The organism is Diaphorobacter sp. JS3051 (assembly GCF_015832135.1).
Lineage (GTDB): Bacteria > Pseudomonadota > Gammaproteobacteria > Burkholderiales > Burkholderiaceae_C > Diaphorobacter > Diaphorobacter nitroreducens.
Genome location: NZ_CP065406.1, coordinates 2,493,252 through 2,519,316, shown reverse-complemented (window position 1 = coordinate 2,519,316; position 26,065 = coordinate 2,493,252). Strand labels below are relative to the sequence as shown.

At 67.6% G+C, this 26,065-nt stretch carries 26 protein-coding genes; 15 read left to right on the top strand and 11 right to left on the bottom strand.

What is annotated here, in order from left to right; genetic code table 11:
- Nucleotides 1-9: 9 nt before the first annotated feature.
- From I3K84_RS12145 to lplT, 3 genes are all read right to left on the bottom strand, one after another.
- Nucleotides 10-495: a glutathione peroxidase gene (locus I3K84_RS12145; RefSeq protein WP_196994598.1), complete on the bottom strand. Its 486-nt coding sequence runs from the start codon at nucleotides 493-495 to the stop codon at nucleotides 10-12.
- A complete protein-coding gene (locus I3K84_RS12140) occupies nucleotides 492-1,433 on the bottom strand; it encodes a DMT family transporter (protein WP_196994597.1) in 942 nt (313 codons plus the stop codon). The genes I3K84_RS12145 and I3K84_RS12140 overlap by 4 nt, the downstream gene beginning before the upstream one ends.
- 150 nt (nucleotides 1,434-1,583) lie before the next feature.
- The gene (lplT, locus tag I3K84_RS12135) at nucleotides 1,584-2,861 is read right to left on the bottom strand and encodes a lysophospholipid transporter LplT (RefSeq protein WP_011803644.1); all 1,278 of its coding nucleotides are present in this window, start codon (nucleotides 2,859-2,861) and stop codon (nucleotides 1,584-1,586) included.
- Nucleotides 2,862-3,001: 140 nt separating this feature from the next.
- Between lplT and alr the strand changes: the two genes are divergently transcribed.
- The gene (gene alr / locus I3K84_RS12130; RefSeq protein WP_103736852.1) at nucleotides 3,002-4,099 is read left to right on the top strand and encodes an alanine racemase; all 1,098 of its coding nucleotides are present in this window, start codon (nucleotides 3,002-3,004) and stop codon (nucleotides 4,097-4,099) included.
- 8 nt (nucleotides 4,100-4,107) lie between these two features.
- Entirely contained in the window at nucleotides 4,108-4,659 is a 552-nt protein-coding gene (locus I3K84_RS12125; RefSeq protein WP_231403315.1) for a hypothetical protein, read from the top strand.
- Here the strand turns inward: I3K84_RS12125 and I3K84_RS12120 are convergent.
- Complete coding sequence (locus I3K84_RS12120; RefSeq protein ID WP_012655299.1) at nucleotides 4,562-5,176, bottom strand: glutathione S-transferase family protein; 615 nt, start codon at nucleotides 5,174-5,176, stop codon at nucleotides 4,562-4,564. The two genes, I3K84_RS12125 and I3K84_RS12120, sit on opposite strands and share 98 nt — an antisense overlap.
- 147 nt (nucleotides 5,177-5,323) lie before the next feature.
- Nucleotides 5,324-5,506 carry a hypothetical protein gene (locus I3K84_RS12115; protein WP_047350205.1) on the bottom strand — a complete coding sequence of 61 codons (183 nt, stop codon included), beginning with the start codon at nucleotides 5,504-5,506 and terminating at the stop codon, nucleotides 5,324-5,326.
- Nucleotides 5,507-5,615: 109 nt separating this feature from the next.
- Between I3K84_RS12115 and radA the strand changes: the two genes are divergently transcribed.
- The 8 genes from radA (at nucleotide 5,616) to I3K84_RS12075 (ending at nucleotide 13,346) form a co-directional block, all read left to right on the top strand.
- A complete protein-coding gene (gene radA, locus I3K84_RS12110) occupies nucleotides 5,616-6,998 on the top strand; it encodes a DNA repair protein RadA (RefSeq protein WP_011803649.1) in 1,383 nt (460 codons plus the stop codon).
- A 69-nt stretch (nucleotides 6,999-7,067) separates the two neighbouring features.
- Nucleotides 7,068-7,508: a glycerate kinase gene (locus tag I3K84_RS12105; RefSeq protein WP_196994596.1), complete on the top strand. Its 441-nt coding sequence runs from the start codon at nucleotides 7,068-7,070 to the stop codon at nucleotides 7,506-7,508.
- A gap of 46 nt (nucleotides 7,509-7,554) precedes the next feature.
- Nucleotides 7,555-8,493, top strand: coding sequence for a branched-chain amino acid transaminase (locus tag I3K84_RS12100; protein WP_196994595.1), 939 nt, complete (start codon nucleotides 7,555-7,557; stop codon nucleotides 8,491-8,493).
- Nucleotides 8,494-8,497: 4 nt separating this feature from the next.
- A complete protein-coding gene (locus I3K84_RS12095; RefSeq protein WP_123675308.1) occupies nucleotides 8,498-8,704 on the top strand; it encodes a zinc-finger domain-containing protein in 207 nt (68 codons plus the stop codon).
- A gap of 102 nt (nucleotides 8,705-8,806) precedes the next feature.
- Nucleotides 8,807-10,114 (top strand): O-antigen ligase, encoded by a 1,308-nt coding sequence (locus tag I3K84_RS12090; RefSeq protein ID WP_172205380.1) that lies wholly within the window; start codon nucleotides 8,807-8,809, stop codon nucleotides 10,112-10,114.
- Between the two features lie 8 nt (nucleotides 10,115-10,122).
- Nucleotides 10,123-11,280: a glycosyltransferase gene (locus tag I3K84_RS12085; RefSeq protein WP_196994594.1), complete on the top strand. Its 1,158-nt coding sequence runs from the start codon at nucleotides 10,123-10,125 to the stop codon at nucleotides 11,278-11,280.
- Nucleotides 11,277-12,356 carry a glycosyltransferase family 2 protein gene (locus I3K84_RS12080; RefSeq protein WP_370567742.1) on the top strand — a complete coding sequence of 360 codons (1,080 nt, stop codon included), beginning with the start codon at nucleotides 11,277-11,279 and terminating at the stop codon, nucleotides 12,354-12,356. The genes I3K84_RS12085 and I3K84_RS12080 overlap by 4 nt, the downstream gene beginning before the upstream one ends.
- A 3-nt stretch (nucleotides 12,357-12,359) precedes the next feature.
- A complete protein-coding gene (locus tag I3K84_RS12075) occupies nucleotides 12,360-13,346 on the top strand; it encodes a glycosyltransferase family 32 protein (protein WP_196994593.1) in 987 nt (328 codons plus the stop codon).
- 68 nt (nucleotides 13,347-13,414) lie between these two features.
- Here the strand turns inward: I3K84_RS12075 and I3K84_RS12070 are convergent, their stop codons facing one another.
- Nucleotides 13,415-14,479, bottom strand: coding sequence for a nitronate monooxygenase family protein (locus I3K84_RS12070; protein ID WP_196994592.1), 1,065 nt, complete (start codon nucleotides 14,477-14,479; stop codon nucleotides 13,415-13,417).
- 3 nt (nucleotides 14,480-14,482) lie between these two features.
- Nucleotides 14,483-15,373: a LysR family transcriptional regulator gene (locus tag I3K84_RS12065; RefSeq protein ID WP_196994591.1), complete on the bottom strand. Its 891-nt coding sequence runs from the start codon at nucleotides 15,371-15,373 to the stop codon at nucleotides 14,483-14,485.
- A gap of 79 nt (nucleotides 15,374-15,452) precedes the next feature.
- Here I3K84_RS12065 and I3K84_RS12060 point away from each other — a divergent pair, with 79 nt between their 5' ends.
- Complete coding sequence (locus I3K84_RS12060) at nucleotides 15,453-16,721, top strand: YbfB/YjiJ family MFS transporter (protein WP_196994590.1); 1,269 nt, start codon at nucleotides 15,453-15,455, stop codon at nucleotides 16,719-16,721.
- A 7-nt stretch (nucleotides 16,722-16,728) separates the two neighbouring features.
- Here the strand turns inward: I3K84_RS12060 and I3K84_RS12055 are convergent, their stop codons facing one another.
- From I3K84_RS12055 to I3K84_RS12040, 4 genes are all read right to left on the bottom strand, one after another.
- Nucleotides 16,729-17,457, bottom strand: a complete 729-nt coding sequence (locus tag I3K84_RS12055) for an MOSC domain-containing protein (protein WP_196994589.1) — start codon at nucleotides 17,455-17,457, stop codon at nucleotides 16,729-16,731.
- Nucleotides 17,454-18,017, bottom strand: a complete 564-nt coding sequence (locus I3K84_RS12050; RefSeq protein WP_196994588.1) for a redoxin domain-containing protein — start codon at nucleotides 18,015-18,017, stop codon at nucleotides 17,454-17,456. Before I3K84_RS12050 ends, I3K84_RS12055 begins: the two co-directional genes overlap by 4 nt.
- Before the next feature lie 84 nt (nucleotides 18,018-18,101).
- Complete coding sequence (locus tag I3K84_RS12045; protein WP_196994587.1) at nucleotides 18,102-19,328, bottom strand: ATP-binding protein; 1,227 nt, start codon at nucleotides 19,326-19,328, stop codon at nucleotides 18,102-18,104.
- A 28-nt stretch (nucleotides 19,329-19,356) separates the two neighbouring features.
- The gene (locus I3K84_RS12040) at nucleotides 19,357-20,073 is read right to left on the bottom strand and encodes a response regulator transcription factor (protein ID WP_047350236.1); all 717 of its coding nucleotides are present in this window, start codon (nucleotides 20,071-20,073) and stop codon (nucleotides 19,357-19,359) included.
- A 199-nt stretch (nucleotides 20,074-20,272) separates the two neighbouring features.
- On the opposite strand from I3K84_RS12040, the gene I3K84_RS12035 reads away from it, so the two are divergent.
- The 4 genes from I3K84_RS12035 to I3K84_RS12020 are packed head-to-tail and all read left to right on the top strand — an operon-like array spanning nucleotide 20,273 to nucleotide 26,051.
- The gene (locus tag I3K84_RS12035; protein ID WP_011803664.1) at nucleotides 20,273-20,914 is read left to right on the top strand and encodes an N-6 DNA methylase; all 642 of its coding nucleotides are present in this window, start codon (nucleotides 20,273-20,275) and stop codon (nucleotides 20,912-20,914) included.
- Nucleotides 20,911-21,777 (top strand): DNA damage-inducible protein D, encoded by an 867-nt coding sequence (dinD, locus tag I3K84_RS12030; protein WP_011803665.1) that lies wholly within the window; start codon nucleotides 20,911-20,913, stop codon nucleotides 21,775-21,777. Before I3K84_RS12035 ends, dinD begins: the two co-directional genes overlap by 4 nt.
- Before the next feature lie 7 nt (nucleotides 21,778-21,784).
- Complete coding sequence (locus I3K84_RS12025) at nucleotides 21,785-23,524, top strand: Eco57I restriction-modification methylase domain-containing protein (RefSeq protein ID WP_196994586.1); 1,740 nt, start codon at nucleotides 21,785-21,787, stop codon at nucleotides 23,522-23,524.
- Nucleotides 23,517-26,051, top strand: coding sequence for a DEAD/DEAH box helicase family protein (locus I3K84_RS12020; protein WP_196994585.1), 2,535 nt, complete (start codon nucleotides 23,517-23,519; stop codon nucleotides 26,049-26,051). The genes I3K84_RS12025 and I3K84_RS12020 overlap by 8 nt, the downstream gene beginning before the upstream one ends.
- The last annotated feature ends 14 nt before the right edge of the window (nucleotides 26,052-26,065 follow it).

Genomic DNA, 26,065 nt, shown 5'->3' with positions numbered 1-26,065 from the left:
CGCTTGGCCTCAGGCCGCCAGCGCTGCCTCGATGTCGCCCGTGAGCTTCTCGGGAGCCTCCTGCGGCGCGTAGCGGCGGATCACCTGGCCGTCCCGACCGACCAGGAACTTGGTGAAGTTCCACTTGATCGCCTTGGTGCCCAGCACGCCGGGCGCTTCGCCGGTGAGCCAGCGGTACAGCGGGTGCGCGTCGCTGCCGTTGACGTCGATCTTGGACATCATGGGAAACTGCACGCCATAGTTGCGCTGGCAAAAGCCCGCGATGGCGTCGTTGCTGCCCGGGTCCTGGTGGCCGAACTGGTTGCACGGAAAGCCGAGCACTACCAGCCCGCGCGGCCCATAACGTTCGTGCAGCGCCTGCAGGCCGGTGAACTGCGGCGTGAAGCCGCAGGCGCTGGCGGTGTTGACGATGAGCAGCACCTGACCGCGGAAGTCGCTCAGTGGCTGGGGTGCGCCGTCGATGCGTGTCGCGTCGAAGTCATACGCAGTGGTCATGGGGCCTCCGGTCGTGTGTCCGTCACCTTATCACTGGGGGCATGGGGTGTGCCTGCTGCATGCACCCGCGGCCGCCAGACCGACCAGATGGCCGCCAGCAGGATCAGCGCGCCGCCGGCGAGGGTCCCGCCCGTCAGCTGTGCCGCGCCCAGCAGCGTCGAGGAGCCGCTGGCGAACACCACCTCCGACAGCATGATGATCGCCGTCGTTCCCGCCGCCAGGCGCGCGGCGCCAAACTGCAACGCCCAGTTGCCGATCAGCAGCACGACCGCCAGAAGCGCCGCCACGCAGGCCCAGGTGGCGTTCAGCGGTGGAAAGGGCGGCACCACGCCCAGGGATCGGCCCAACTGGGCCGCCAGCAGCGCCATGAGCATGCAGCCGCCGAACATGGCGACCATGCGCGCCTGGCCCGGGACGGCGTGCAGGCGGCGCAGGGTGACGTTGGTCACGGCAAACGTGAAGCCGCCGAGGATCGCGAGCAGATCGGCCAGCGTCAGGGCGGCGAGCAGGCGCGGCAGGCCGCCCTCGGCGGGCCACAGCACCAGCAGCACGCCGCTGAAGGCCAGCAGCAGCCGCGCCAGCGCCTGCGGCATGGGCCGCTCGCCCAGGAAGCGCCAGGCCAGCAGCACGCTCCAGGCTGGCATCAGATAGAACAGCAGGATCACGCGGACCACGTCGCCAATGGTGATGGCCCAGTTGAAGGCCACGTTGTTCAGGCCCGAGCACAGCGCCAGCAACCACAGGGCCTTGTGCTGCCGCAGCTGCGCGGAAATGCCCGGCCGCAGCGCCAGCAGCACAAGGAGGATGGCCCCATACATGAGCGCCGTGGCCCACAGCGGGTGCAGTCCCGCGCCGTGCATCTGCCGGAACGGCCACCAGGACAGTCCCCAGATGAAGGCGTTGAACAGCAAGGCCAGGGCGGGAAGCGGAGATTGCATGCAAAAAGTGGCCGTAGCGCTTATCTGGCAAGCGCAAGCAGTTATCAAAAACAGAGTGGTGAAGGCGCGAAGACGCCCAGCCTTTGCGGCGCATTGTGCCGGCGCGACGGCGGGCGCGCGGGGCTGCGCGGGGTAGCCCCACGCGCCGGTTCAGTGGTGGTCGTGCCGGGCGATGGAGAGCAGGTGCTCCACTTCCTCGGGATGGCTGCGCACGTTGTGCGCGTGCCAGCGGCCGATCAGCCACATCACGCCCGCCACCAGCATGCCGAAGGCCGTGATGGCACCGAAGGCCGACAGCCCGAACTTGGTGGACAGGCTGTAGAACGCCCCCATGCCCAGGATGGCGGCCTGCTCGTTGAAGTTCTGCACGGCAATGGAGCGGCCCGCGCCCATCAGGTTATGGCCGCGGTGCTGCAGCAGCGCGTTCATGGGCACGACCAGGAAGCCCCCCAGCCCACCCAGCAGGATCAGGAACGGAATGGCCAGCCAGATGTTGCTGATGACATTCATCAGGATCACCAGCAGGCCCATGGCGATGCCCATCGGGATCACGCGCGTGGCCATGTCCAGGCGCATGTGCAGGGACGCCGCCACCGCGCCCGCGGCCGTGCCGATGGCCACCACGCCCACGAGGGCCGAGGCCTGCGTGGTGCTGTAGCCCAGGGCCGCGGCGCTCCAGGCCAGCACGATGTAGCGCAGGTTGCCCGACACCCCCCAGAACAGCGTGGTGGTGGACAGCGAGATCTGCCCGAGCTTGTCGCGCCACAGGCGCCCGTTGCAGGTCCAGAAGTCGGGCAGCAGCGCCAGCGGGTTGGGCGGCAGGGGGCGCATCTCCACGCCCGTGTGCGGGATGCGCAGGTTGAACCACGCCGCCAGCATGTACACCGGCACCAGCGCCAGGATGGCGGCTTCGGCCGCGAGGTCGATGCCCAGATCGATGCCCGGCATGTCCAGCGCCAGCAGGTGGCTGGCGATGTGGGGTGCGACCAATTGGCCGCCCACAAGCACGCCCAGGATGATGGAGGCGATGGTCAGCCCCTCGATCCAGCCGTTGGCTTTCACGAGTTGGGATGCGGGCAGCAGCTCGGTGAGGATGCCGTACTTGGCCGGCGAATACGCCGCCGCGCCCAGGCCCACCACGGCGTAGGCCAGCAGCGGGTGGTGGCCGAACAGCATCATCAGGCAGCCCACCACCTTGATGGCATTGCTGATGAACATCACCCGCCCCTTGGGCATGGAGTCGGCGAATGCGCCCACCCACGGCGCCAGCACCACGTAGAACAGCGCGAACATGGGCACCAGCGCTGCGCGCTGCCACTCCGGCGCGCCGCTCGTACGCAGCAGTTCCACCGCGGTCACGAACAATGCGTTGTCGGCCAGCGAGCTGAAAAACTGCGCCGACATGATGGTGTAGAAACCGCGCTTCATCGGGTGGCTGGTGGCTCCATCAGCGGGAATGATGGCCTGTGAAAATTCGAAACACTCCGAGGAGCGACGGGCGGTTATATCACGCGACCCTGCGCGCCCAGTGCCAGAATGGCCCCCGTCCAGTCCGTAGAAACACCCCCATGCCGCGCCCCATTCTTGCGACCATCCACCCCGCAGCCGTGCACCACAACCTGGAGCGCGCGCGCCGTGCCGCGCCCGATGCGCGCGTGTGGGCGGTGGTCAAGGCCAACGCCTACGGCCACGGCATCGAGCGCGTGTTCGAAGGCCTGCGCGCCGCCGACGGTTTCGCTTTGCTGGACCTGGCCGAGGCCGAGCGCGTGCGCGCTCTCGGCTGGCGCGGCCCGATCCTGCTGCTGGAGGGCGTGTTCGAGCCGCGCGACCTGGAGCTGTGTTCGCGCCTGGGTCTGTGGCATGCCGTGCACTGCGATGCGCAGATCGACTGGCTGGCTGCGCACAAGACGCAGGTGCCGCACCGCGTGTTCCTCAAGATGAACTCCGGCATGAACCGCCTGGGCTTCACGCCCGAGCGCTACCGCAGCGCCTGGGCGCGCCTGAACGCGCTGCCCCAGGTGGACGAGATCTCGTGCATGACCCACTTCAGCGACGCCGACGGCTCGCGCGGCATCGCGCACCAGGTGCAGGCGTTCCAGGCCGCCACGCAGGACCTGCCGGGCGAGCGTTGCATCGCCAACAGCGCCGCGCTGCTGCGCCACGGCGGTGATGCGCAGGTGCGGCTGGACTGGGTGCGCGCGGGCATCGTGCTGTACGGCAGCGCGCCCGACCATCCCGAGCGCCGCGCGGCCGACTGGGACCTGCAGCCCACCATGACGCTGGCTTCGCGCATCATCGGCGTGCAGCAGCTGCAGGCGGGCGACACCGTGGGCTACGGCTCGCGCTTCACGGCGCAGGGGCCGCTGGGCATCGGTGTCGTGGCCTGCGGCTATGCCGACGGTTATCCACGCCACTGCGATACCGGCACGCCCGTGCTGGTGAACGGGGTGCGCACGCGCACCATCGGGCGCGTGAGCATGGACATGCTGGCCGTGGACCTCACGCCCGTGCCCGGCGCGGGGCTGGGGGCCGAGGTCACGCTCTGGGGCCGCGCCGCCAACGGCGCCGTGCTGCCCATCGACGAGGTAGCGCAAGCGGGCGGCACCATCGGCTACGAGCTGATGTGCGCGCTGGCACCGCGCGTGCCCGTGGTGGTGCAGGACTGATTCCCTCCATGGTCCGGGTCCGCGGCCGCACGGGCGCCTCGTGGCGCGGCATGCGCCTGCCGCAGCGGCTGCAGGAGGGCCTGCGCCAGCGCCATGCCCTGCGGCTGCACGGCTGGTGCATCGGCAGTCTGATCCTGGGTGTGATGTGGGCGGTGTCCCATGCGCAGATGGCGCTGGGCGTGCCGTCGCTGGCGCTGCGCTACCTGGTCACGCTGGGCGTGGGATATGGGGTCTATCTGCTGGTGCTGCGCCTGTGGGCCGCATGGCTGCTGCGCCGGCGCAGCGATGCGGGTGATGCGCCCGACGGGCTGGACCTGCTGCCCGATGCCGGCTGGCCCGCCGGCCCCGGGCCGCAGGGCTCCGCACCACCTTTGCACGGCGGTGGCGGCGACTTTGGCGGGGCGGGCGCGACAGGCCGGGGCCTCGCAAGGGGCGCCGGCCTTTTTTGGGGGGGCCTGGGCGTCAGGCCAGGGCGCGCTGCACCGCGGGGCGCTGCGCCATGCGCTGGGAGTGCGCGTGCACCTTGGGAAACTGCGCGATGTCCACGCCGTCGCTCTTGAGCCAGCTCGCAACGGTGAAGAGGTAGCCGTCGGCCACCGAGTACTGCTCGCCCAGCACCCACGGGCCGTCGCCCAGGTAGTGGCGCTCGATCAGCGTGAAGCACTCCGTCATGTTGGCGGGCACCTTGCGCTGCATGGCGGCCTGGGCCTCGGGCTCGTCGGCCCAGCGGCTGGCGCGCGGGCGGTGGGCGTGGGCGATGTGCACGGTGGAGGCCAGGTAGCTGTGGAATTCCTGCATGCGCGCGAAGCCGAAGGGGTCGGCGGGCGCCAGGCGCGCATCCGCGAAGCGCTGCGCCACGTAGGCCAGCAGGGCGGGGGTCTCGGTGAGCGTTCCGTGCTCGGTCACCAGCGCGGGCACGCGGCCCTTGGGATTGACCGCGAGGTACTCGGGCGAGCGCTGCTGCTGGCTGGCGAAGTCCACGCGGACCAGGGTATAGGGTGCTTGCGCTTCCTCCAGCGCGATGCGCACGGCCTGTGCGCAGGTACCGGGGGTGAAGTAGAGGGTGAGAGAGGTCATGGACGGCGGGCGTGATCGAGGATGGATGATCGTATCTATAAAAAGAGGAGCGGCTTGCGCTCAATCCCAGGTCATTTCGATGCAATAAGTACCTGAATGTGGCTTGTGGCAAGCGCTGACAGCTCCTTTTTTTGATGCGCCAGGAACTCAGGAGCCCACGCTGGCCGGCTGCGCGTCGGGCAGGGGCGCGGCGGGCGCCGAGGGCTTGGGCACGGCGGGGACCGAGGGCAGGTGCGGCGGATCGGCGGGCTTCTTGTCGCATGCGGCCAGCGCCAGTGCGCAGGCGGTCAGCAGTGGCGCGGCCAGGGGGCGAAGTGTCGGCAGGGGCATGGCGGGTCCTTCCTGAGTCGGTGTTCGCCCGGCGGGGCGGCACTGCCCGTTAGGATAGGACAGATCCCCCGCGCCGGCCCACCGCCGGCCTACGCTGCGTCCTGCCACCATGGCCAAAGAAAAAACCATCTTCTCCTGCACCGAATGCGGTGGCACCAGTCCGCGCTGGCTGGGCAAATGCCCCTCCTGCGGTGCGTGGAACACCCTGATCGAATCCGTGCCCGACGCCGGACCGGGCAAGAACCGCCTGAGCGGGGCCGGCCAGTACGCGGGCCTGGCCCAGGCGCAAGCGGTGATGCCGCTGGCCGCCATCGAGGCGACCGAGGTGGCGCGCACGGCGAGCGGCATCGAGGAACTGGACCGCGTGCTGGGCGGTGGCGTGGTCGAGGGCGGAGTGGTGCTCATCGGCGGCGATCCGGGCATCGGCAAGTCCACGCTGCTCTTGCAGGCGATGGACGCGCTGCAGCGCGCGGGCCTGCCCACGCTGTACGTGACGGGCGAGGAGAGCGGCGCCCAGGTGGCGTTGCGTTCGCGCCGGCTGGGGCTGGATGCGAGCCAGGTGAACGTGTTGGCCGAGATCCAACTCGAAAAAATCCTCGCCACCGTGGAGGCCACGCAGCCCGCGGTGTGCGTCATCGACTCCATCCAGACCGTCTATTCCGACCAGCTCACCAGCGCCCCCGGCTCGGTGGCCCAGGTGCGCGAGTGCGCGGCCCACCTCACGCGCATGGCCAAGGCCACGGGCATCGCCGTCATCCTGGTGGGCCACGTGACCAAGGAGGGTGCGCTGGCCGGCCCGCGCGTGCTGGAGCACATGGTGGACACGGTGCTGTACTTCGAGGGAGACACGCACAGCAGCTTCCGTCTGGTGCGCGCCATCAAGAACCGCTTTGGCGCCGTGAACGAGATCGGCGTGTTCGCCATGACCGAGAAGGGCCTCAAGGGCGTGGCGAACCCCAGTGCCATTTTCTTGAGCCAGCACAGCGAGCCGGTGCCCGGCAGCTGTGTGCTGGTCACGCTGGAGGGCACGCGGCCGATGCTGGTGGAGATCCAGGCGCTGGTCGACGGCGGCGGCCCCAGCCCACGGCGCCTGTCGGTGGGGCTGGAGCGCGACCGCCTGGCCATGCTGCTGGCCGTGCTGCACCGCCACGCGGGCGTGGCCTGCGCCGACCAGGACGTATTCGTCAATGCCGTCGGGGGCGTGCGCATCAGCGAACCCGCGGCCGACCTGGCCGTGATGCTGGCCATCACCAGCAGCCTGCGCGGCAAGGCGTTGCCCAAGGGCTTCATCGCGTTTGGCGAGGTGGGCCTGGCTGGCGAGGTGCGCCCCGCGCCGCGTGGCCAGGAGCGCCTGAAGGAAGCCGCCAAGCTGGGCTTCACGGTGGCCGTGGTGCCCAAAGCCAATGCGCCCAAGAAGCCGATCGCCGGGCTGGAGATCCACGCAGTGGAGCGCGTGGACGAGGCCATGACTGCCGTGCGCGGGCTGGACTGACGCGTCGTGTCGCAGGGGCTACGCAGCTTCCACAGCGGCGCCGGTGGTGCTGCGTAGGACAATGCGGCCATGAATCTGCGCAAGATATTGATCCCGGCGGGCATCGTCGTCCTGGTCATCGCCGCCTACCGCGCCTATGGTCCGCAGGGCATCCTCACCGTGAGCGGAGGGCTGGTCATGTGGGGGCTGCTGCATTACACGCGGCTCATGAACGTGATGCAGAAGGCGCGTAACCACCCGATCGGCTACGTGGGCAGCGCGGTAATGCTCAATGCCAAGCTGAAAGCCGGTGTGAACCTGCTGCACGTGGTCGCCATGACGCGCGCGCTGGGCCAGCAGCTGTCGGCGGACGGCCAGCAGCCCGAGCTCTACCGCTGGACCGACGGCACGCAGTCGCACGTGACCTGCGAGTTCGTCAACGGTCGCCTGGTGCGCTGGGAGTTGGTGCGACCCGCCCCGCAGGAGGACGCCGGCCCGCCTGCCGCCGCCAACCCGGCGGGCGAATCGTAGAATTGCGTGCTTTGCGACCCACGCAGTTCTCTCGAAAAGGATCTCCATGAGCCCCGTTGTTCCCTCCATGGCCGACCGTGACGGCAAGATCTGGATGGATGGCCAGATGGTGGATTGGCGCGACGCCAAGATCCACGTGCTGACCCATTCGCTGCACTACGGCTGCGGCGCCTTCGAAGGCGTGCGCGCCTACAAGACGGAGCAGGGCACGGCCATCTTCCGCCTGGAAGAGCACACCAACCGCCTGTTCAACAGCGCCAAGATCCTGCGCATGACGATCCCCTTCACCAAGGACGAGGTGAATGAGGCACAGAAGGCCGTGGTGCGCGAAAACCAGCTCGAATCCTGCTACCTGCGTCCCCTGACGTGGATCGGCTCGGAAAAACTGGGCGTCTCGCCCAAGGGCAACAAGATTCACCTGATCGTCGCCGCCTGGGCCTGGGGCGCGTACCTGGGCGAGGAAGGCATGACCCGCGGCATCCGCGTGAAGACCAGCAGCTTCACGCGCCACCACGTCAACATCACGATGACGCAGGCCAAGGCGTCGAGCAACTACACCAACTCCATCCTGGCCAACATGGAAGCCACCGACGATGGCTACGACGAAGCCCTGCTGCTGGACAGCGCCGGCTTCGTGTCCGAAGGCTCGGGCGAGAACGTGTTCATCATCAAGGACGGCGTGGTGTACACCCCCGACCTGTCGGCCGGCGCGCTCAACGGCATCACGCGCAACACCGTGTTCCACATCTGCAAGGACCTGGGGCTGGAGCTGGTGCAAAAGCGCATCACGCGCGACGAGGTGTACATCGCCGACGAGGCCTTCTTCAGCGGCACGGCCGCCGAGATCACCCCGATCCGCGAACTGGACCGCGTGCAGATCGGCAGCGGCAGCCGCGGCCCGCTGACCGATAAGATCCAATCGGCCTTCTTCGACATCGTGAACGGCCGCAATCCCAAGTACGCCCACTGGCTCACCAAGGTCTGAACCCATGTCACAAGCCATCGTTGAACTGCTGGCCAAGGATCTCAACCTCCAGGGCGGCGTGTATTGCCCCAGCCCCAAGGCCGGCATGAAGCTCTGGAACAGCCACCCCAAGGTCTACCTGGACGTGGCCCACACGGGCGAGGCCAAGTGCCCCTACTGCGGCACCGTGTACCGCCTGAAGGCGGGCGAGGTTGTCCACGCCGGGCATTGATGCGGCGTTCGCGCCACGCCTGTGTTGGCACCCCCGTCGCGTTGGCGGTGGTGCGTTGATCACTGCAGGGCTGATCCGCAGGCTCTGGGCTGCGTACTGTTCATGACCCTTGAAAACCTTCTGGGCCCAGGCCCCTGGCCTCGCCGGGTCGCCACGGCGGCCTTGTTCCTGCTGCCTGCGCTGGCGTTGACGGTGCAGTCAGGCTACTCCTATGGCGCCGTGTTGCTGCTGGTTGGTGCGCTGTGCTCTGCGCACCGATGGCCTCGTCTGCCGCAGGATCGCTGGACCTGGAGCTTTGCGGCCATCATGCTCGGCATGGGCATCCTCTGGTTGGTATTGGCCAATCCCCTGGAGGGACTGGGAGGATGGGACCGACCGTCCAAATTCGCTCTGGGTATTGCCTGCCTGTTGTTTGTGAGCCCTGTAGGGCCTCGGCCGCGCGCCCAGTTCTGGGGGTTGGTGGCAGGTTGTGCGGGCGCCGGCGCCGTCGCGCTGTGGCAGGTGTACGTGGAAGGGGCTCCGCGTGCCTCGGGTTTCCCGACAGGCAGGACCAATGCCATTCAGTGGGGCAATCTGGCACTCTTGCTGGGCACCATGCTGGCCGTGCAGACCATTGCGTTGCGCGAGCATCTCAACCGTCGGGACGTAGCACTGGCATGTATCGCCGTGCTGTTGGCATTCAACGCTTCTGTTCTTTCACAGTCCCGTGGCGGCTGGCTGGCGCTGTTGCTGGCGGCGCCGTGGGGTCTGTATCTGCTGTGGCGCTTTTTCTGTCGCGAACTGTGGCGCACCCTGGCGGGCGCTGCCATTGCGCTGCTGGTGCTGGGCGCAGCCAATCATGCGGTGCTGGCAGAGCGCTGGGACATCATGGAGCAGGAAGTGCTGATCTACGGCACCGAACGCGCGGCCGACACCTCCGTGGGTCAGCGGCTGGAGCATTGGCGCTTTGCCTGGGAGGTGGGGCTGGAGAAGCCTCTCCTCGGCTGGGGCATGCGCGGGTATCTGGCCGAAAAGGAAAAGCGGGTGGCGGCGGGGCAGTACGAGCCCTCCATCCTTGAATACATCTACACCCACAACGAACCCCTGGATATGTTCATCAAGGCGGGCCTTGTGGGCGTGCTGTTGCTGCTGCTGTTCTATGCGGTGCCGCTGGGCATGTTCTGGCCCACCCGCGCGCGCATGGCCGCCTACGCGGGGCAAGCGGCCGAGGTGCGTGCGCAGGTGCTGGCGCTGCGCATGGCGGGCGTGTGCATTCCGTTGCTGTACGCGGGCTTCGGGATGACGCAGGTCTTCTTTGCACACAACAGCGGGATCATGTTCTACCTGTTCATGGTGATGACCACCTGGTCGGCGGTGCGTGGCATGGACGCGCTGTACGCGGGCAAGGGGTCCGCGGCGGCGGCTGCATAAGGCCAGCCATGGTGTCTGCGGCGTCTGCCCCTGGCCTTCCCGGCGCGGCCGGCACCCCGGCCGTGCGCCGGCCGCGGGTGCTGCATTTCGTGACGGGCGGGTTTTCCGGTGCCACGCAGGTGGCCGTGGATCTGGTACGAGCGCACGCGGCTTCGGGCCGCTGCGAGGCCTTGCTGGTGCTGCGCCGCAAGCGGCACACGCGCAACGAACGCGTGCAGGCCCTGCGGGACCAGGGGCTGGCGGTGGAAACCGTGGCCGGCTGGGCGCACGTGGCCACCATCTGGCAGCTGGTCGCGCTCTGCCGGCGTTTCCAACCCGATGTGCTGGTGGCCCATGGGTTCAGCGAGCATTTATGGGGCCGCTATGCCGGATTGATCGCCGGCGTGCCCCACCTGGTGCATGTAGAGCACAACTCCCGCGAGCGCTACACCGCCTGGCGGCTGCGCCAAGCGCTGTGGCTGGCTGAGCGCACCGACCTCATCGTGGGCGTCTCCGAAGGCGTGCGCCAGAGCCTGCTCGCGCGTGACTTTCCCGCCGCCAAGACCGTGGCCATTCCCAACGGCATCGCGCTGGGGCCGTATGAGCTGGCGCGCCATCCCGCTTGGGTCGACCGTGTGCCGGGCATCGTCATGGCCGCGCGCTTTGCGCGCCAGAAGGACCATGCCACGCTGCTGCGCGCCGTCGCGCTGCTGCGCGATCGCGGCCTCACGCCGCCCGTCAAGCTGGCCGGCGGCGGCAAGGCGGGCGCGCAACGCGCCGCACGCAAGCTGTGCACGGCCCTGGGGCTGGACGGGCAGGTGGAATTCCTGGGCCATTGCGGTGATGTGCCGGGACTGCTCATGGGCCACCGCATCTGCGTGCTGGCCACGCACTACGAGGGCATGCCGCTGTCGCTGATCGAGGGCATGGCCGCAGGCTGCGCCGTGGTGGGCAGCCGTGTGGTGGGCGTGCAGGAAATCATCGATGACGGCCGCAATGGCCTGCTGGCCGCGCATGCCGATCCCGCATCGCTGGCCGACGCACTGGAGCGGCTGCTGATGCGCGATGACGAGGCGCAGCGCATGGCCCAGGCCGCGCAGGAAGACGCCCGGCACCTGTACAGCCTGCAGACCATGACGAAGCGGTACGAGGACCTGCTGCTGCGGGGGCTGGAGGTTGCTCAGTGAGCGGCGCCGTGCGCGCGCCGGCTGCGCCCTGGCTCAGCATCCTGGTGCCGGTCTACAACGTGCAGGACTATCTGCAAGCGTGTCTCGCCTCCGTGGTGGAGCAGGTGGCGCAACTGCCGCTTGCCGGGGAGGGGGGGGCAGGCGTGGAGGTGTTGGTGCTCGACGACTGTTCCACCGATGGCTCGCGCGCGCTCATGGAGCAATTGGCGCAGCGCTGGCCCGGCCGCCTGACCCTGATGCGCCACGCGCTCAACCAGGGCCTGAGCGCGGCGCGCAACACCATGATCGACGCCGCCCGCGGTGAATACCTCTGGTTCCTGGACTCCGACGACAAGCTGCTGCCCGGCGCGCTGGCCGGCTTGCAGGTCACCGTGCAACGCCATGCCCCGGATGCGGTGCTGTGCGACTTCATGGTGTGGCGCGAGCGTACGCAACTCAAGCACCGGCTGCGCGGCGAGGGCCATCGCGCCACCTTTGCCGGCCCGGCGGGGGGGCTTCAGCGCGACGGCGCTGCGCTGCTGACGGGCGTGATGATGACCGGGCAGTTGCATGCCTGGTCCAAGGTCACACGGCGCGCGCTGTGGGGCGCAGACCTGCGCTTTCCCGCGGGCCGCTACTTCGAGGACATGGCCGCCATGCCGCTGGCCCTGCTGCGCGCGCGCAGCTATTGCTACGTGCCCCAGCCCTGGGTGGCCTACCGCCAGCGCGGCAGCAGCATTCTGGCGACGATGACATTGCCCAAGGCGCTCGATCAGTCACGGGCATTGGGCGCGTTTGCCCAGGCGCTGCGCACGGCCGAGGCCGAAGGGGCCTTGCCTGCCAGCGCGGCGCTGCATTTCGCCCTGGCACACCAGAGTGCGCGCAACCTTGCCGGCGCGGCGCGCTTCCTGGAGCGGGCCGATCTGCCCGTGGCCGAACGCCGAGCCGCAGCGCAGCGATTGCGTGACGACTTCGCTGCGGCATCGCCGTTGTCGGCGCAGGCCTTGCTGCGCGCCTACGTGCGGCGCGGCTGGTGGCTGCGCGCTCTGCGGCTGCGCCGTGCCTGGGGTGTCGTGGCGGTCGAAGCAAAGGGCTGACCCATGTCGCATGCGCCATCCTCCGCCCACTGGAAGCACCGGGGCGAACTGTGGCTGGCGGGCTGGCTGAAGCGCTGGTACCGCCTGCGCCCGCGCGACCTGGAGACCGCTCCAGCGCCGGTGTTCACGCTGTACGCCACGGGTACCGCAGCCGCAGCGCCGGCCGCGCGCACGGCCATTCCCCGCATTCTCTGGAGCTACTGGCAGGGCGGCACACCGCCGCTGCTGGTGCAGCGCTGCTTCGACCACTGGCGGCGCCTGCATCCGCATTTCGAGATCCGCATCCTGGACGAGCGCAGCGTGCTGCAGCACCTGCCTGCCATACCCACGGTGCTCGAAGGCGCTTTGCCCGCCAAGCGTGCCGACTGGATCCGGCTGGAGTTGCTGCGCCGCCACGGCGGCATCTGGCTGGACGCGAGCACCATCCTCACCCAGCCGCTGGACTGGGTTCTGCAGGAGCAGGCGCGCACGGGTGCCGACTTCGTGGGCTACTACCTGCAGCAGTACACCAGCGTCCCCCAGCGCCCGGTGGTGGAGAACTGGTTCATGGCCGCGCCGCCCGGCAGCCCCTTCATCGAGGATCTGCAGCGTGAATTCACGCAGGAGGTCATCGCCCGCACCGGCGAGCAGTACATCGCCCACCTGCAGGCCCAGGGCCTGTACACGCAGGCGCTGCAGCGCATCGACATGCCCGCCTACCTGACCATGCACCTGGCGCTGCAGGTGATCCTGCTGCGCGGCGGCAGCTACCGACTGAGCCTGTCCCCGGCGGAGTCGGGGCCGTACTTCCTGCACGTGCAGGGCCGCTGGCGCCGCGCCGCGCTCAAGCTGCGGCTGCTGTTCATGCGTGCGCGCGGGCCGCTGCCGCCGCTGATCAAACTGCGTTCGCCCGACCGCCGGCGGCTGGACGACTACCTGACGCAGGGCCTGTACCTGCCGGACAGCGTGGCGGGGCAGTGGCTGGATGGGGATCGCCCCGCCCTCCGATAATTCTCTGCTTTGCTATATATTAAATAGCTGCTGGCGCTTGATGGGAAAGCGCTAGAGCCCCAAAAGGCTTAAACCTTCAGGCGCCGCAGTGCGGCCTGCCATTCCTGCGCCAGCAGCGCCACCAGCTGCTGTGCCGGCAGCGCGCGCGCGGCGGCAACGCCCTGGCCTGCCCACAGGGACAGGTAGTCCGCGCGTCCCTGGCTGGCGGCGGCCTTGCGCAGTGGGCCGGTCAGCGCGTTCTGCACCGGGTAGGCGGGCACGGCGGCCTCGTGCGGTGCCAGCCGCTGCATCAGCGTGTTGACGATGCCGCGGGCGGGCCGGCCGGAGTAGATGCGCGTGACGCGCGTGTCCGTGGCCTGTGCGTCGGCCATGGCGGCGCGCTGCGCAGGGCCGATGGCGGACTCGGGGCAGGCGAGGAAGGCCGTGCCCAACTGCACCCCCTGCGCGCCCAGCGCCTGGGCAGCCGCAATGCCGCGCCCGTCCATGATGCCGCCGGCGGCAATCACCGGGATGGAGAGCGCATCCACGCACTGCGGCACCAGCGCCAGGGTGCCGACCATGCTGGCCTCGAAGTCGCCCAGAAAGGTGCCGCGGTGGCCGCCGGCCTCCATGCCGCTGGCGACCACGGCGTCCGCGCCCACGGCGGCCCATGCCTGCGCCTCGGCCAGCGTGGTGGCGGTGCCGATCACGCAGCTGCCGGCCTCGCCCTTGATGCGCCGCACCTGCGCGGCGTCCAGGATGCCGAAGGTGAAGCTGGCGACGGCGGGGCGGGCCTGGATGAGCGCCTCGAACTGCGCGGCAAAGTCCTCGCACCAGCGCGTGGGGGTCTCGGGCGGGGGCAGTCCCAGGTCGGCGTACAGCGGCGCCAGGCGGTCGATGGCGGCCTGCACTACGGCGGCGCCGGGCGTGGGCGTGGGCTGCACGAACAGGTTCATGCCGAAGGGCTTGTCGGTCGCCGCGCGCACGGCGGCGGCGGCCTCCAGCATGGCCTGGGGCGCGCGCATGCCGCAGCCCAGAAAACCCAGGCCGCCGGCCTGCGAGACGGCGGCGGCCAGCTGCGGTGAGTCGGAGCCGGTCATGGGGCCCTGGACGATGGGCAGGGCGATCTGCAGGCGGTGCAAGAGGGGGGTCATGGTTCAGCTCCTGGACGACGGGGAATCGGGGGATGCCGGTTCGCCGCGCAGCACCTGCCGCAGCGCGGCCAGCGCCGGCGTGGCATAGCCCTGGCGGTGCACCAGCACGGTCTCGCAGCGGCCCAGCGGCACCCACTGCAGCGCGGGCGGTGTGCGCAGCAGGTCCACGACGGACTGCGGCACCACGCCCGCGCAGCGGCCGGCGGCCACGCAGGCCAGGATGGCCGGGTAGCTGGCCAGCTCCAGCACCTGCGGCGCCTGGCCGCCGGCCTGGCGCATCCAGTCTTCGCCGATGCGGCGGTAGGTGCAGCCGTGCGCAAACGCGGCCAGGGTGTGCACGCGCAGGTCGGCAGGTGTTTCGACGGGCGGGTGGCTGGCCGGCAGGGCCAGCAGCAGCGATTCCGTCCAGACGGGCGTGCGCTGCACCGGGGCCTCATCGTCCAGGCCCGGCGGCGGCCAGGCCACCAGGGCGCAGTCGAGTTCGTGGGCCAACACCTGCTCCACGAGTTGGCGTGAGGGAGCGGTGCGCAGCTCCAGCACCAGCGCGGGCCAGCGCGCATGCAGTTGCGCCAGGGGCGCGGGCAGGCGCGCGGCGGCCGTGCTTTCCATGGCGCCGATGCGCAGGTGGCCGGCGGGGGTGCCCGGGTGCAGGGCCTGGCGCGCCTCCTCGGCCAGCGCCAGCAGGCGCTCGGCATAACCTTGCAGCGTGGCGCCTGCGGGTGTGAGCACCATACGCCGCCCCTCGCGCAGGAACAGGGCGGTGCCCAGTTGCTCCTCCAGCTGCTGCACGCGCGTGGTCACGTTGGACTGGGCGCGGCCCAGCCGCTCGGCCGCCCGCGTCACGCTGCCCTCATGGGCCACCGTGCGAAAAATCTCCAGTGCGACCAGGTCCATGGATACGTTTGTGAGATGATTTGTTGAAAAATCATCTTAAAAAAAGATTGATGGCGATCATACCGCCGGAGACCGCGCCATGGAACCACAAGCCACCCCGTCGATTGATGTGCCCGCGCCCCGCGGGCCCGCCCTGCACTGGAGCGAGCGGCCCCATGCCGTGGCCCTGGCAGGCATGCTGGCGCTGGCGGTGGCCATGGGCGTGGGGCGGTTCGCGTTCACCCCGCTGTTGCCCATGATGCTGCACGACGGGGTGCTGACCCTCACCGAGGGCAGCTGGCTGGCCACGGCCAATTACGTGGGCTACCTGCTGGGGGCGCTGGCCTGCATGGCACTGCCCTGGGTGGCACCGGGCTTCTATGCGCGCTGGCATCCGGCGCGGCTGGCGCGTGCCGGGCTGGTGGCCACGGTGCTGCTCACGCTGGCGATGGCGCTTCCCGTGGCCGCCGCGTGGCCGGCGCTGCGCTTTGCGGCCGGGGCCGCCAGCGCCTTCGTGCTGCTGAACGTGGCGGCCTGGTGCATGGTGCGCCTGGCGGTGCTGGGCCGCCCGGCCATGGGCGGGCTGATCTTCTGCGGGCCGGGCGTGGGCATCGTGCTCACGGGGCTGGCCGCCAGCGCGATGGTGGCGGCGCAGTGGCGTGCGGCCTCGGGCTGGGTGGTCTTCGGGGTGCTCTCGGTGCTGCTGTGCGTGGGCGTGTGGCCCGTGGTGCGCGGCCGCGCGGTCAAGACCGACGCCGGCGCCCAGCCCCGCGCGGCCGCGCAGGCGGGAAACGCCGGCACCCTGGCGGCGCGCGGCGTGCACGCCGTGGCATACGGCCTGGCGGGGCTGGGCTACATCGTGACCGCCACCTTCCTGCCCGTGATTGCGCGTGCCGCGCTGCCCTCCGGTTCACCCTGGCCCGACCTTTTCTGGCCGATGTTCGGCGCGGGCGTGGCCGTGGGCGCGGCGCTCAGCACGCGCGCGCCCAGCGCCTGGGACCGGCGCTGGCTGCTGCTGGCGGCGTATGCGCTGCAGGCGCTGGGCATCGTGCTGGGGCTGGTCTGGCCCACGCCGGCGGGCTTTGCACTCAGCAGCGCGTTGGTGGGTCTGCCGTTCACGGCCATCACCTTCTACGGCCTGCAGGAAGCGCGGCGCCTGTGGCCGCAGTCTGCCGACAGCTTTGCGAGCCTGGTCACGGCCGTCTACGGCCTGGGCCAGATCGCGGGTCCGCCGCTGGTGGCGTGGCTGCTCGCGCACGCCGATGCCGGCCAGGGCTTTGCCCGCGGGCTGATGCTGGCGGCGGCGGCGCTGGTGGCCGGCGCGGCGATGTACGGCTGGTCGGCCTGGCGCTGGCCGCAGCGTGCCTGACAGGCCGTCAGTGCTGCCCCTGCAGGCGCGCGTCCCAGGCCTCGCTCTGCCCGCTGTCCAGGCGCCGCTGGAACAGCCGCTGCCATGACGGCGGCAGCGGCAGAGCGAGGATTTCGCGCAGCGTAGCGGGCGTGCAATCGCGCCGGTCGATCACCTCCAGCAGCCGTGCGATGGGCCACGCGGGCTGCGGCCGCGCGAGCAGCCAGACGGTGTCGCCCGCCTGCACCGTCCCGGGTTGCAGAACGCGCAGATACCAACCCGCGCGCAGGCTGCGTTGCACGCGCAGCGCCATGCCGGGCACTTGGAAGCGGTCGTTCAGCTTCCAGCAGGGCTGGCGGCCCTGGCTGACCTCGAAAACGGCGCTGCCGATGCGCCACTGGTCCGCAATGCACACCTGGGCCTCCTGCACGCCGTCCAGGCTGAAGTTCTCGCCAAAGGCACCGGGCTGCGCGAGCAGCGCCTGCGCCGTGGCGTGGCCCGCCAGCTCCTCGCGCCAGGGCGTGTACTGCGGCCATGCATAGCAGTGCACGGCCTTGTCGGGGCCGCCGTGCACGCGCAGGTCGCCCTGCTCGTCACCGTCCAGTCCCTCCGCGCCTACGGCGACGGGGCCGCTGCGTGCCTGCTTGGCAATGGCGCTGCGGCTGCCGGGGCGGGTGTAGGGTTGCGCGCGACCGGTGAGCACGGCGCGCAGCGTGCCCAGGGCCGTGGGTTGGGAAGGCAAGGGGGTCATGTTCATGGGCGGGGCTGATCGGGCAGTGGGCAGCCGCCATCGTCGCAGCCCGTGGCGGGCACGGTCGCCGGGGCGGCTGGCGTGGGTTCCGCCAGCAGCCGGCCCAGCAGCGCGCCCAGCCGCAGATCGTCCAGATGGCCGAAGTGGTGCAGGCGCACGCGGCCTTGCGGGTCCAGCACCACCAGGCTGGGCGTTCCGCTGAGCGACAGGCTCTGCATGGTCCGTGGAATGCTGCGCGGTGCATCGGGCTGGTCCAGGCCGATGGGAAAGCGCAGTCGGTATTCGTGGATGAAGGCCTGCAGCGCCTCTGGCGTGCCCTGCACGGCGTGGTGCTCAAACACCGTGTGCAGTCCGATCACGACGAGTTGATCCGGCGCAAACGCCTCATGCACGCGCCGCGCCTGCGGGATGCCGTGCTCCACGCAGCCAGGGCACAGCATCTGAAAAGCGTGCAGCACCACCACACGCCCGCGCAGGCTGTCCAGCGTGAGCGGCTCGGGGGTGTTGAACCAGTGCGCCACTTGCAGCGGCGGCGCAGGTGCAAAGAAGGACGCGGCGGCGGTCATGGGCAGGCCTTGCGGAACGGGAATAGCGCCACCCTACAACATGGGCGAATGTGCCTGCTGAGGCAAGGGCGTGTGCGCCGACGCTCAGCGTGTGACCGGTAGGCGCAGCGTGAAGCAGGCGCCCGCCGCGCCATCGGGCCGGTCCTCGCACACCACGCTGCCGCCATGGCGCGCCGCGATGGAGCGCACCAGCGCCAGGCCCAGGCCCACACCGCCCGAGCGTTCGCTGGCGCCCGGCAGGCGGTAGAAGGGCTCGAAGATGCGTTCGCGCTGCGCGGGCGGCACGCCCGGGCCGTGGTCGCACACGCGCAGCACGGCGTCGTGCCCTTCGCGCGTGAGGGTGAGGGTGATCTCGCCCTGGCTGTAGCGCCGCGCGTTCTCCAGCAGGTTGCGCACGGCGCGACGCAGCAGCTTGGACACGCCCGGTACTTCGACGGGCGCCGTCATGGCGTCTGCACCATCGCCGGAGCCTACGTGCAGTTCGGCGTCCACGCGCACGCATTCCTCCACGGCCAGGCCCACCAGGTCCACGGGCTCGACCGTGCCCACATCGGCGGCGCCGGAATCCAGGCGGCTGGCCAGCAGGATCTCGTCCACCAACTGGTCCAGTTCGGCGATGTTGCGTTCAATCTCGGCGCGGAATGCGGGCGAGGGCGTGCCGCCCTGCATCAGCTCCAGCCCCATGCGGATGCGCGTGAGCGGCGAGCGCAACTCGTGCGAGGCATTCGCCAGCAGCGATTTGTGCGACTGCACCAGCGTCTCGATGCGCGCGGCGGCGGCGTTGAACTGGCGCGCCAGCGCCGCCACCTCGTCATGGCCCTGCTCGGCCACGCGCACCGACAAGTCGCCCTCGCCAAAGCGCTGCACGCTGCGCTGCAGCTGCTCCAGCCGCTGCAGCAGCCGCCGGATGATGGGGAACACCCCCACGGTCACGGCAATGCCCACCAGCGCGAGCATCCACAGAAAGCCGAAGGGCGGGCGGAACCACGCGGCGGGACCGCGCTCGTCGGGGCGCGGGCGGGGCGGGCGCGGGGACAGGTGCATCTCGTACACCTCACCTGTGGCGCTCTCGATGCGGTAGAGCACGCCTTCGCTGGGGTCGCGCCGCTGGCGCAGGCCCACGCCATCCACCAGCGTGCGGCCCGCGGCGTCCGTGATGCGGATCTCGCGCGAGGGCGGCTGCTGCTGGTTCTGCTCGGCCGCCCAGCGCCAGGCCATGCCCACGGCGAAGGCGAACACCAGCACGCCCCCGACCACGGCCAGCCAGATGCGCAGGTACAGGCGGCGGGAGAAGGGGCTGATGAGGGACATGCGTGCGGGGCTTTTCAAAAGAGGCAGGTCAGTCCTGCTGCTTGGCGAAGACATAGCCCACGCCGCGCACGGTGAGGATGCGGCGCGGGTTCTTGGGGTCCGCCTCGATGGCCGCGCGGATGCGGCCCATGTGCACGTCGATGGAGCGGTCGAACGCCTCCAGCTCGCGCCCGCGCACGGCCTCCATGATTTGGTCGCGCGTGAGCACGCGACCCGCGCGCTCGGCCATGGTCACCAGCAGGTCGAACTGGTAGGAGGTCAGCTCCGCCGGCTGGCCGTGCACGCTGACGGTGCGCGCGTCGCGGTCGATCTCCAGCGAGCCGAAGCGCAGCACCTGCGTGGCCGGCTGGGCGCCGCTCTCGCGTCGGCGCAGGATGGCGCGGATGCGCGCCAGCAGCTCGCGCGGCTCGAAGGGTTTGGGCAGGTAGTCGTCGGCGCCGATCTCCAGTCCGATCACGCGGTCCATGGGGTCGCCCTTGGCCGTGAGCATCAGCACCGGCACCTGGGCGGCGGCGCCCGGCAGCGCGCGGATGCGTCGGCACACCTCCAGGCCGTCGATGTCGGGCAGCATCAGGTCCAGGATCACCAGGTCGGGCAGTTGTCCGCCCTCGGGCGCCTGCAGCCGCGCCAGGCCGCTGGCGCCGTCGGCCATGTGCGTGACCTGCAGCCCGGACTGGCCGAGGTACTCGCCCACCATCTGCGCCAGGCGGTGGTCGTCTTCGATCATCAGCAGTTGCGAGCTCATGCGGTGCCTTTCAGTGCTGCCATGTTCACCGCGCGCCATCTACGGCGGTTGAAGCATGGGTAAAGTTGGGTAAACCGGTTTTGATATTGTTTTGATAGCGTCCAGCGCTTATATATCAAGCGCTGGAGGCTTTCTGGCTCTGCTTGCCAGTGCTGTCAGCAGCAGGGGTGGCCGCATATTCTGCGATAACCTTGGCGCCATGAGCCTCGTCAAATCCAAACAACGCGTCGCCGACCACGGCGAAGTCTTCACCCCGCCGTGGATGGTCGAGGCCATGCTCGATCTGGTGAAGGATGAGGCCGAGCGCATCGACGCGCGCTTTCTGGAACCCGCCTGCGGCAGCGGCAACTTCATCGTGCAAATCCTGCGGCGCAAGCTCGCTGCGGTGGAGCGCAAATACGGCAAATCTGACTTCGAGCGGCGGCATTACGCCCTGCTGGGGCTGATGTGCATCTACGGCATCGAGTTGCTGGCCGACAACATCGCCGAGTGCCGCGCCAACGTGCTGGAGGTCTTTGCCGACTACCTCCAGCTGGACGAGGCTGATGACCTGTACCGGGCGGCCTTGTATGTACTGTTACAAAACCTGGTGCATGGCGACGCGCTGACCATGCGCGACCACCACGGCCAGGCCATCACCTTTGCCGAATGGGGCTACCTGGGCAAAGGCAAGTACCAGCGGCGCGACTTTAGGTTTGACGCACTCACCGGCGCGTCAAAGTTCAGTGAAGAGGGCTCGCTCTTTGCCGACCTGGGCAAGCACGAAATCTTTACCCCGGTCACCATCCACCCGCCCATGACCGTGGGCGAACTGGCAGCCCTGCCAAAAGACAGCATATGACTGACACCATCGTTCCCCAGCTCACCGCACGCTTTGACGAACTCAGCCAGCGCCTGCCCGATGACGGCATCGAGTTCTGGTTTGCCCGCGACCTGATGGAGCCCCTGGGCTACGCCCGCTGGGAGAACTTCACCACGGCCATCCATCGGGCCATAGAGTCTTGCAAATCAACGGGTTACAAAGAATCTGACCATTTTCGTGGCGTCACGAAAATGGTCACCCTGGGCAGTGGCGCCCAGCGCCCTGTGGAAGACTTCATGCTCACCCGCTATGCCTGCTACCTGATCGCCCAAAACGGCGACCCGCGCAAGCAGGCGATTGCCTTTGCCCAAAGTTACTTTGCGGTGCAAACACGCAAGCAAGAGCTGATTGAAGACCGCATGCGCCTGCAAGCCCGGCTGGAGGCGCGCGACCGCCTGCGCGAATCGGAAAAAGCGCTGTCGCAAAACATCTACGAACGCGGCGTGGACGATGCCGGTTTTGGCCGTATCCGTGCCCAGGGGGATGCGGCGCTGTTTGGCGGCCACACCACGCAGATGATGAAAGAGAAATACGGCATCGTGCAGACGCGCCCGCTGGCTGACTTTTTGCCCACGCTGACCATTGCAGCCAAGAATCTGGCCACCGAAATGACCAACCACAACGTGCAGCAAGCCAACTTGCTGGGCGAGCGCTCCATCACACATGAGCATGTGCAGAACAACCAGAGCGTGCGCGTCATGCTGGGTCAGCGTGGGATTGCGCCCGAGCAGTTGCCGGCAGAAGAAGACATCAAGAAGTTGGAACGCCGGGTGAAAGCCGAGGACAAGAAAATCGAAAAGCAATCGGGCAAGCTGCCAGGGCCTGAGGGCCAGAACGTATGAGCACCGCATGAGCATCACCCTGCAAGCCCCCTTCGCCCTGCATGGCCGCAACCCCGATGTGCTGACCTGCATTGCCAATCTGTCGAACGACGAGGTTTTCACACCCCCCGAACTGGCCGGTCGAATGCTGGACTTGCTGGCCAATGCCTGGGCTGCCGACCACGGTGGCGCAAGCCTATGGGCGGATAAAACCGTGCGTTTTTTGGACCCCTTCACCAAATCGGGCGTGTTTCTGCGCGAAATCACCAGCCGCCTGACCGCGGGGCTGGCGCAAGAAATCCCCGACTTGCCAACACGCGTAAACCACATCCTGACGCAGCAGGTGTTTGGCATTGCCATCACGCGCCTGACCAGTTTGCTGGCGCGGCGCAGCGTGTATTGCTCCAAATACGCCAACAGCGCGCATTCCATCGCCCATGGCTTTGCAAGTGACATGGGCAACATTTGGTTTGAGCGCACCGAACACACCTGGGTACAGGGCAAATGCCGGTTTTGCGGCGCCAGCCAGGCCGCGCTAGACCGTGGCGAGGGGCTGGAAACGCACGCCTACGCCTTCATTCATACCGACCACATCAAGACTCGCATGGCCGAGTTGTTTGGAGCACATATGCAGTTCGACGTGATCATTGGCAACCCGCCGTACCAGCTGAACGATGGTGGCTATGGCACCAGCGCCGCACCGATTTACCAATTGTTTGTGGAGCAGGCAAAGAAGCTGGAGCCACGTTATTTATCGATGGTGATTCCTGCGCGCTGGTTTGCTGGCGGCAAGGGTCTGGATGAGTTCCGGGAGTCGATGCTTGCCGATGATCGCTTGCGTTCGATGGATGACTTTCTCAGTGCGTCGGAGGTTTTTCCGGGGGTGGGCCTCAAGGGTGGCGTGTGCTATTTCCTTTGGAACCGTGACCACCCCGGCCTCTGCGACGTGAGCACCCATTTCAAGGACTGGCCCATTTCCACCGCTACCCGTCCGCTGATGGAAAACGGAGCCGACATCTTCATCCGCTTCAATGAGGGATTGTCCATTTTGCAGAAGGTGATGGCGACCGAGCAGTCAGTCAGTCAGTCAGTCAGTCAGTCAGTCAGTCAGTCAGTCAGTCAGTCAGTCAGTCAGTCAGTCAGTCAGTCAGTCAGTCAGTCAGAGCATGCACTGAAACTGCCTGAAAGCAAGCGTTTTGATCTGCTGGTGAGCTCCAGAAAACCGTTTGCACTCGAAACAACTTTCAAGGGTCGAGCGAAACAAAAGGCCGGTGACTTGCTCATCTTCCAAAACGGCGGAACAGGGTACGTCGCCAGAGACTCGATTACTGCCAACACCAAACTTATCGACAAATGGAAGATTTACGTAGGCCGAGCCGCACCGGGCACTGGCAACCGCGACACCTACCCGCACCGCATCCTCAGCACACCGTTTATTGGCGAACCGGGCAGCATTTGCTCTGAAACCTATTTGTGCATTGGCCCGTTTGACACCCAAACCGAGGCGGAAAGCGCCCTGTCCTACCTCACTTGCCGACTAACGCGCTTGTTGATTCTGCTGCACAAGCCATCCCAAGACACCACGCGCAAGGTTTACACCTTCGTGCCCACGCAAGACTGGACGAAACGCTGGACAGACGAAGCCCTGTACGCCCAATACGGCATTGCACCGCACGAAATCGAGTTCATTGAAAAAGTCGTGCGCCCGATGGATTTGCGCAGCGACTTGCTGGGCGATATCACGGTTGACGAAAGTGACGATGACTAAACCCACCATCGAGGAAGTCCTCCCGCCCAAGCCCGACGCCCGTCCGCGCATCTACGCCTATTCGATTGCCGACGCCGCGCACCACGGCCTGCTCAAGGTGGGCCAGACCACGCGCAATGTGCGCCAGCGTGTGGCCGAGCAGCTCAAAACCGCCGCCATCCAGAACTTCACCATTGAGCTGGACGAACCGGCGGAGCGCGATGACGGCAGCGTGTTTTCAGACCACGAGGTGCGCGCCGCGCTGGTGCGCAAAGGTTTTGACAACCCGCAACTCGAATGGATGCGCTGCACGCTGGCCAACGTGAAAACCGTGCTGGCCGAACTGCGCAGCGGCCAACGCCTGGGCGGCACGCACCATGAAACCTTTGGCCTGCGCGCCGAGCAGACCGAGGCGGTGCAGAAAACCTGGGCCTATTACCAGTCGATTTGGGCCGAGAACCCGCAAGCCGCGCCGCGCTTTTTGTGGAACGCCAAGATGCGCTTTGGCAAAACCTTCACCACCTACCAACTGGCGAAAAAGCTGCAAGCCCGGCGCGTGCTGGTGCTGACCTTCAAACCCGCGGTGGAAGACGCCTGGCAAACCGATCTGGAAAACCATGTGGACTTTGCCGGTTGGCAATACCTCTCGCGCAACGCGGGCAGCGACCCCACGCAGGCCGACCCCAGCAGGCCGCTGGTGTATTTCGGCTCGTTTCAAGACCTGCTGGGGCGCGATGCGGCGGGCAACATCAAAGCGCGCAACGAGTGGCTGCACACGCTGAACTGGGACGTGGTGGTGTTTGACGAATACCACTTTGGCGCCTGGCGCGACACGGCCAAAGAGCTGTTCGAGGGCGAAGACGATGCCAGCGTCAAAAAAGAAAAAGAGCTGGAGGGCGTGCTGGAGCAGGTGAACGAAGAGCTGGGCATGCGCGCCACGCTGGAGACCGACTTTTTGCCCATCACCACGCGGGCCTATTTGTACCTGTCGGGCACACCGTTCAAGGCGCTGGCGACGGGTGAGTTCATCGAAGAGCAAATCTTCAACTGGACGTACACCGACGAGCAGCGCGCCAAAGCAGCCTTTGCAGACGCGCACCCCGACCAGCGCAACCCGTATGGCGCTCTGCCGCAAATGCGCCTGCTGACCTACCAAATGCCCGACGAGTTGTTGGCGGTGGCCAGTGGCGGGGAGTTTGACGAGTTCGACTTAAATGCGTTTTTTGAAGCCACGGGCAGCGGCAGTGGGGCGCAGTTTAAGCACAAGGGCGATGTGCAGAAGTGGCTGGACATCATTCGAGGCGGGCATCTGGCCCAGTCTGTCGAGCTGCTGAAAACGGGCACGCGGCCACCGTTTCCGTACTCGGATGTGCGGCTGCTGCCGTATTTGCAGCATTCGTTCTGGTATTTGCCCGATGTGGCCGCATGCCACGCCATGGCCAACCTGCTGGCCGAGCGGCACAACACTTTTTGGCACGGCTACCAAGTCATCGTGGCCGCAGGCAGCGCGGCGGGCATTGGGCTGGCGGCCTTGCCGCCAGTGCGCCGGGCCATTGGCAGCGGTTTTGACAGCCAGACCATCACGCTGTCGTGCGGCAAGCTGACCACAGGCGTGACGGTGGCGCAGTGGTCTGCCATCCTGATGCTGCGTAATCTGAAGTCGCCCGAGAGCTACTTTCAGGCAGCGTTTCGGGTGCAGTCGCCGTGGTCTATCAAAAACCCCAACGGCGACAACCCGAACGAGGAAGAAATCCTCAAGCCCGTGTGCTTTGTGTTTGACTTTGCACCCACGCGCGCGCTGCGCCAGTTGTCGGAATATGGCATTGGTCTGTCGCCGGGCGAGTCCAACCCCGAAAACGCGGTGGGCGATTTGGTGGCCTTTTTGCCGGTGCTGGCCTTTGATGGCGCCCACATGACGCAGATTGACGCGGGCGGCATTCTGGACATTGCCATGGCCGGCACCTCGGCCACGCTGCTGGCGCGCAAGTGGGAAAGCGCGCTGCTGGTGAACGTGGACAACGGCACGCTGCGCCGCATCCTGGACAACCCCGAGGCGATGGCCGCCGTGGAGCGCATCGAGGGCTGGCGCGCGCTGGGCGACAAGGTGATTGAAACCATCATCAACAAAAGCGAGAAGGTCAAAGCGCTGAAGCAAAAGGCCAAGGACGAGGCGCTGTCGGCCAAAGAGAAAAAAGAGCTGTCTGCCGAAGAGCGTGAATACAAGTCGCAGCGCAAGCTGGTGCAAGAAAAGCTCATCAAATTTGCCACGCGCATTCCGGCATTTATGTACCTGACGGACTTCCGCGAGAACACTTTGCAAGACGTGATTACCAAGCTGGAGCCGGATTTGTTCCTGACCGTGACGGGCCTGACGGTGCAGGACTTTCACCTGCTGGTACGGCTGAAGGTGTTCAACACCGAGCAAATGAACCAGGCAGTGTTTGCCTTCAGGCGCTATGAAGATGCGTCACTGCGCTATACCGGCATCGAGACCCACCGGGGTTTGTCGCATGTCGGCCTGTACGACACCGTGGTGGCAGTGATATAAAAAAGATAGCTGCC

Bases quoted from the DNA above. Each gene is read 5' to 3' on its own strand.
- I3K84_RS12145 (WP_196994598.1), bottom strand. From the start codon at position 495: ATGACCACTGCGTATGACTTCGACGCGACACGCATCGACGGCGCACCC.
- I3K84_RS12140 (WP_196994597.1), bottom strand. From the start codon at position 1,433: ATGCAATCTCCGCTTCCCGCCCTGGCCTTGCTGTTCAACGCCTTCATC.
- lplT (WP_011803644.1), bottom strand. From the start codon at position 2,861: ATGAAGCGCGGTTTCTACACCATCATGTCGGCGCAGTTTTTCAGCTCG.
- alr (WP_103736852.1), top strand. From the start codon at position 3,002: ATGCCGCGCCCCATTCTTGCGACCATCCACCCCGCAGCCGTGCACCAC.
- I3K84_RS12125 (WP_231403315.1), top strand. From the start codon at position 4,108: ATGGTCCGGGTCCGCGGCCGCACGGGCGCCTCGTGGCGCGGCATGCGC.
- I3K84_RS12120 (WP_012655299.1), bottom strand. From the start codon at position 5,176: ATGACCTCTCTCACCCTCTACTTCACCCCCGGTACCTGCGCACAGGCC.
- I3K84_RS12115 (WP_047350205.1), bottom strand. From the start codon at position 5,506: ATGCCCCTGCCGACACTTCGCCCCCTGGCCGCGCCACTGCTGACCGCC.
- radA (WP_011803649.1), top strand. From the start codon at position 5,616: ATGGCCAAAGAAAAAACCATCTTCTCCTGCACCGAATGCGGTGGCACC.
- I3K84_RS12105 (WP_196994596.1), top strand. From the start codon at position 7,068: ATGAATCTGCGCAAGATATTGATCCCGGCGGGCATCGTCGTCCTGGTC.
- I3K84_RS12100 (WP_196994595.1), top strand. From the start codon at position 7,555: ATGAGCCCCGTTGTTCCCTCCATGGCCGACCGTGACGGCAAGATCTGG.
- I3K84_RS12095 (WP_123675308.1), top strand. From the start codon at position 8,498: ATGTCACAAGCCATCGTTGAACTGCTGGCCAAGGATCTCAACCTCCAG.
- I3K84_RS12090 (WP_172205380.1), top strand. From the start codon at position 8,807: ATGACCCTTGAAAACCTTCTGGGCCCAGGCCCCTGGCCTCGCCGGGTC.
- I3K84_RS12085 (WP_196994594.1), top strand. From the start codon at position 10,123: ATGGTGTCTGCGGCGTCTGCCCCTGGCCTTCCCGGCGCGGCCGGCACC.
- I3K84_RS12075 (WP_196994593.1), top strand. From the start codon at position 12,360: ATGTCGCATGCGCCATCCTCCGCCCACTGGAAGCACCGGGGCGAACTG.
- I3K84_RS12070 (WP_196994592.1), bottom strand. From the start codon at position 14,479: ATGACCCCCCTCTTGCACCGCCTGCAGATCGCCCTGCCCATCGTCCAG.
- I3K84_RS12065 (WP_196994591.1), bottom strand. From the start codon at position 15,373: ATGGACCTGGTCGCACTGGAGATTTTTCGCACGGTGGCCCATGAGGGC.
- I3K84_RS12060 (WP_196994590.1), top strand. From the start codon at position 15,453: ATGGAACCACAAGCCACCCCGTCGATTGATGTGCCCGCGCCCCGCGGG.
- I3K84_RS12055 (WP_196994589.1), bottom strand. From the start codon at position 17,457: ATGAACATGACCCCCTTGCCTTCCCAACCCACGGCCCTGGGCACGCTG.
- I3K84_RS12050 (WP_196994588.1), bottom strand. From the start codon at position 18,017: ATGACCGCCGCCGCGTCCTTCTTTGCACCTGCGCCGCCGCTGCAAGTG.
- I3K84_RS12045 (WP_196994587.1), bottom strand. From the start codon at position 19,328: ATGTCCCTCATCAGCCCCTTCTCCCGCCGCCTGTACCTGCGCATCTGG.
- I3K84_RS12040 (WP_047350236.1), bottom strand. From the start codon at position 20,073: ATGAGCTCGCAACTGCTGATGATCGAAGACGACCACCGCCTGGCGCAG.
- I3K84_RS12035 (WP_011803664.1), top strand. From the start codon at position 20,273: ATGAGCCTCGTCAAATCCAAACAACGCGTCGCCGACCACGGCGAAGTC.
- dinD (WP_011803665.1), top strand. From the start codon at position 20,911: ATGACTGACACCATCGTTCCCCAGCTCACCGCACGCTTTGACGAACTC.
- I3K84_RS12025 (WP_196994586.1), top strand. From the start codon at position 21,785: ATGAGCATCACCCTGCAAGCCCCCTTCGCCCTGCATGGCCGCAACCCC.
- I3K84_RS12020 (WP_196994585.1), top strand. From the start codon at position 23,517: ATGACTAAACCCACCATCGAGGAAGTCCTCCCGCCCAAGCCCGACGCC.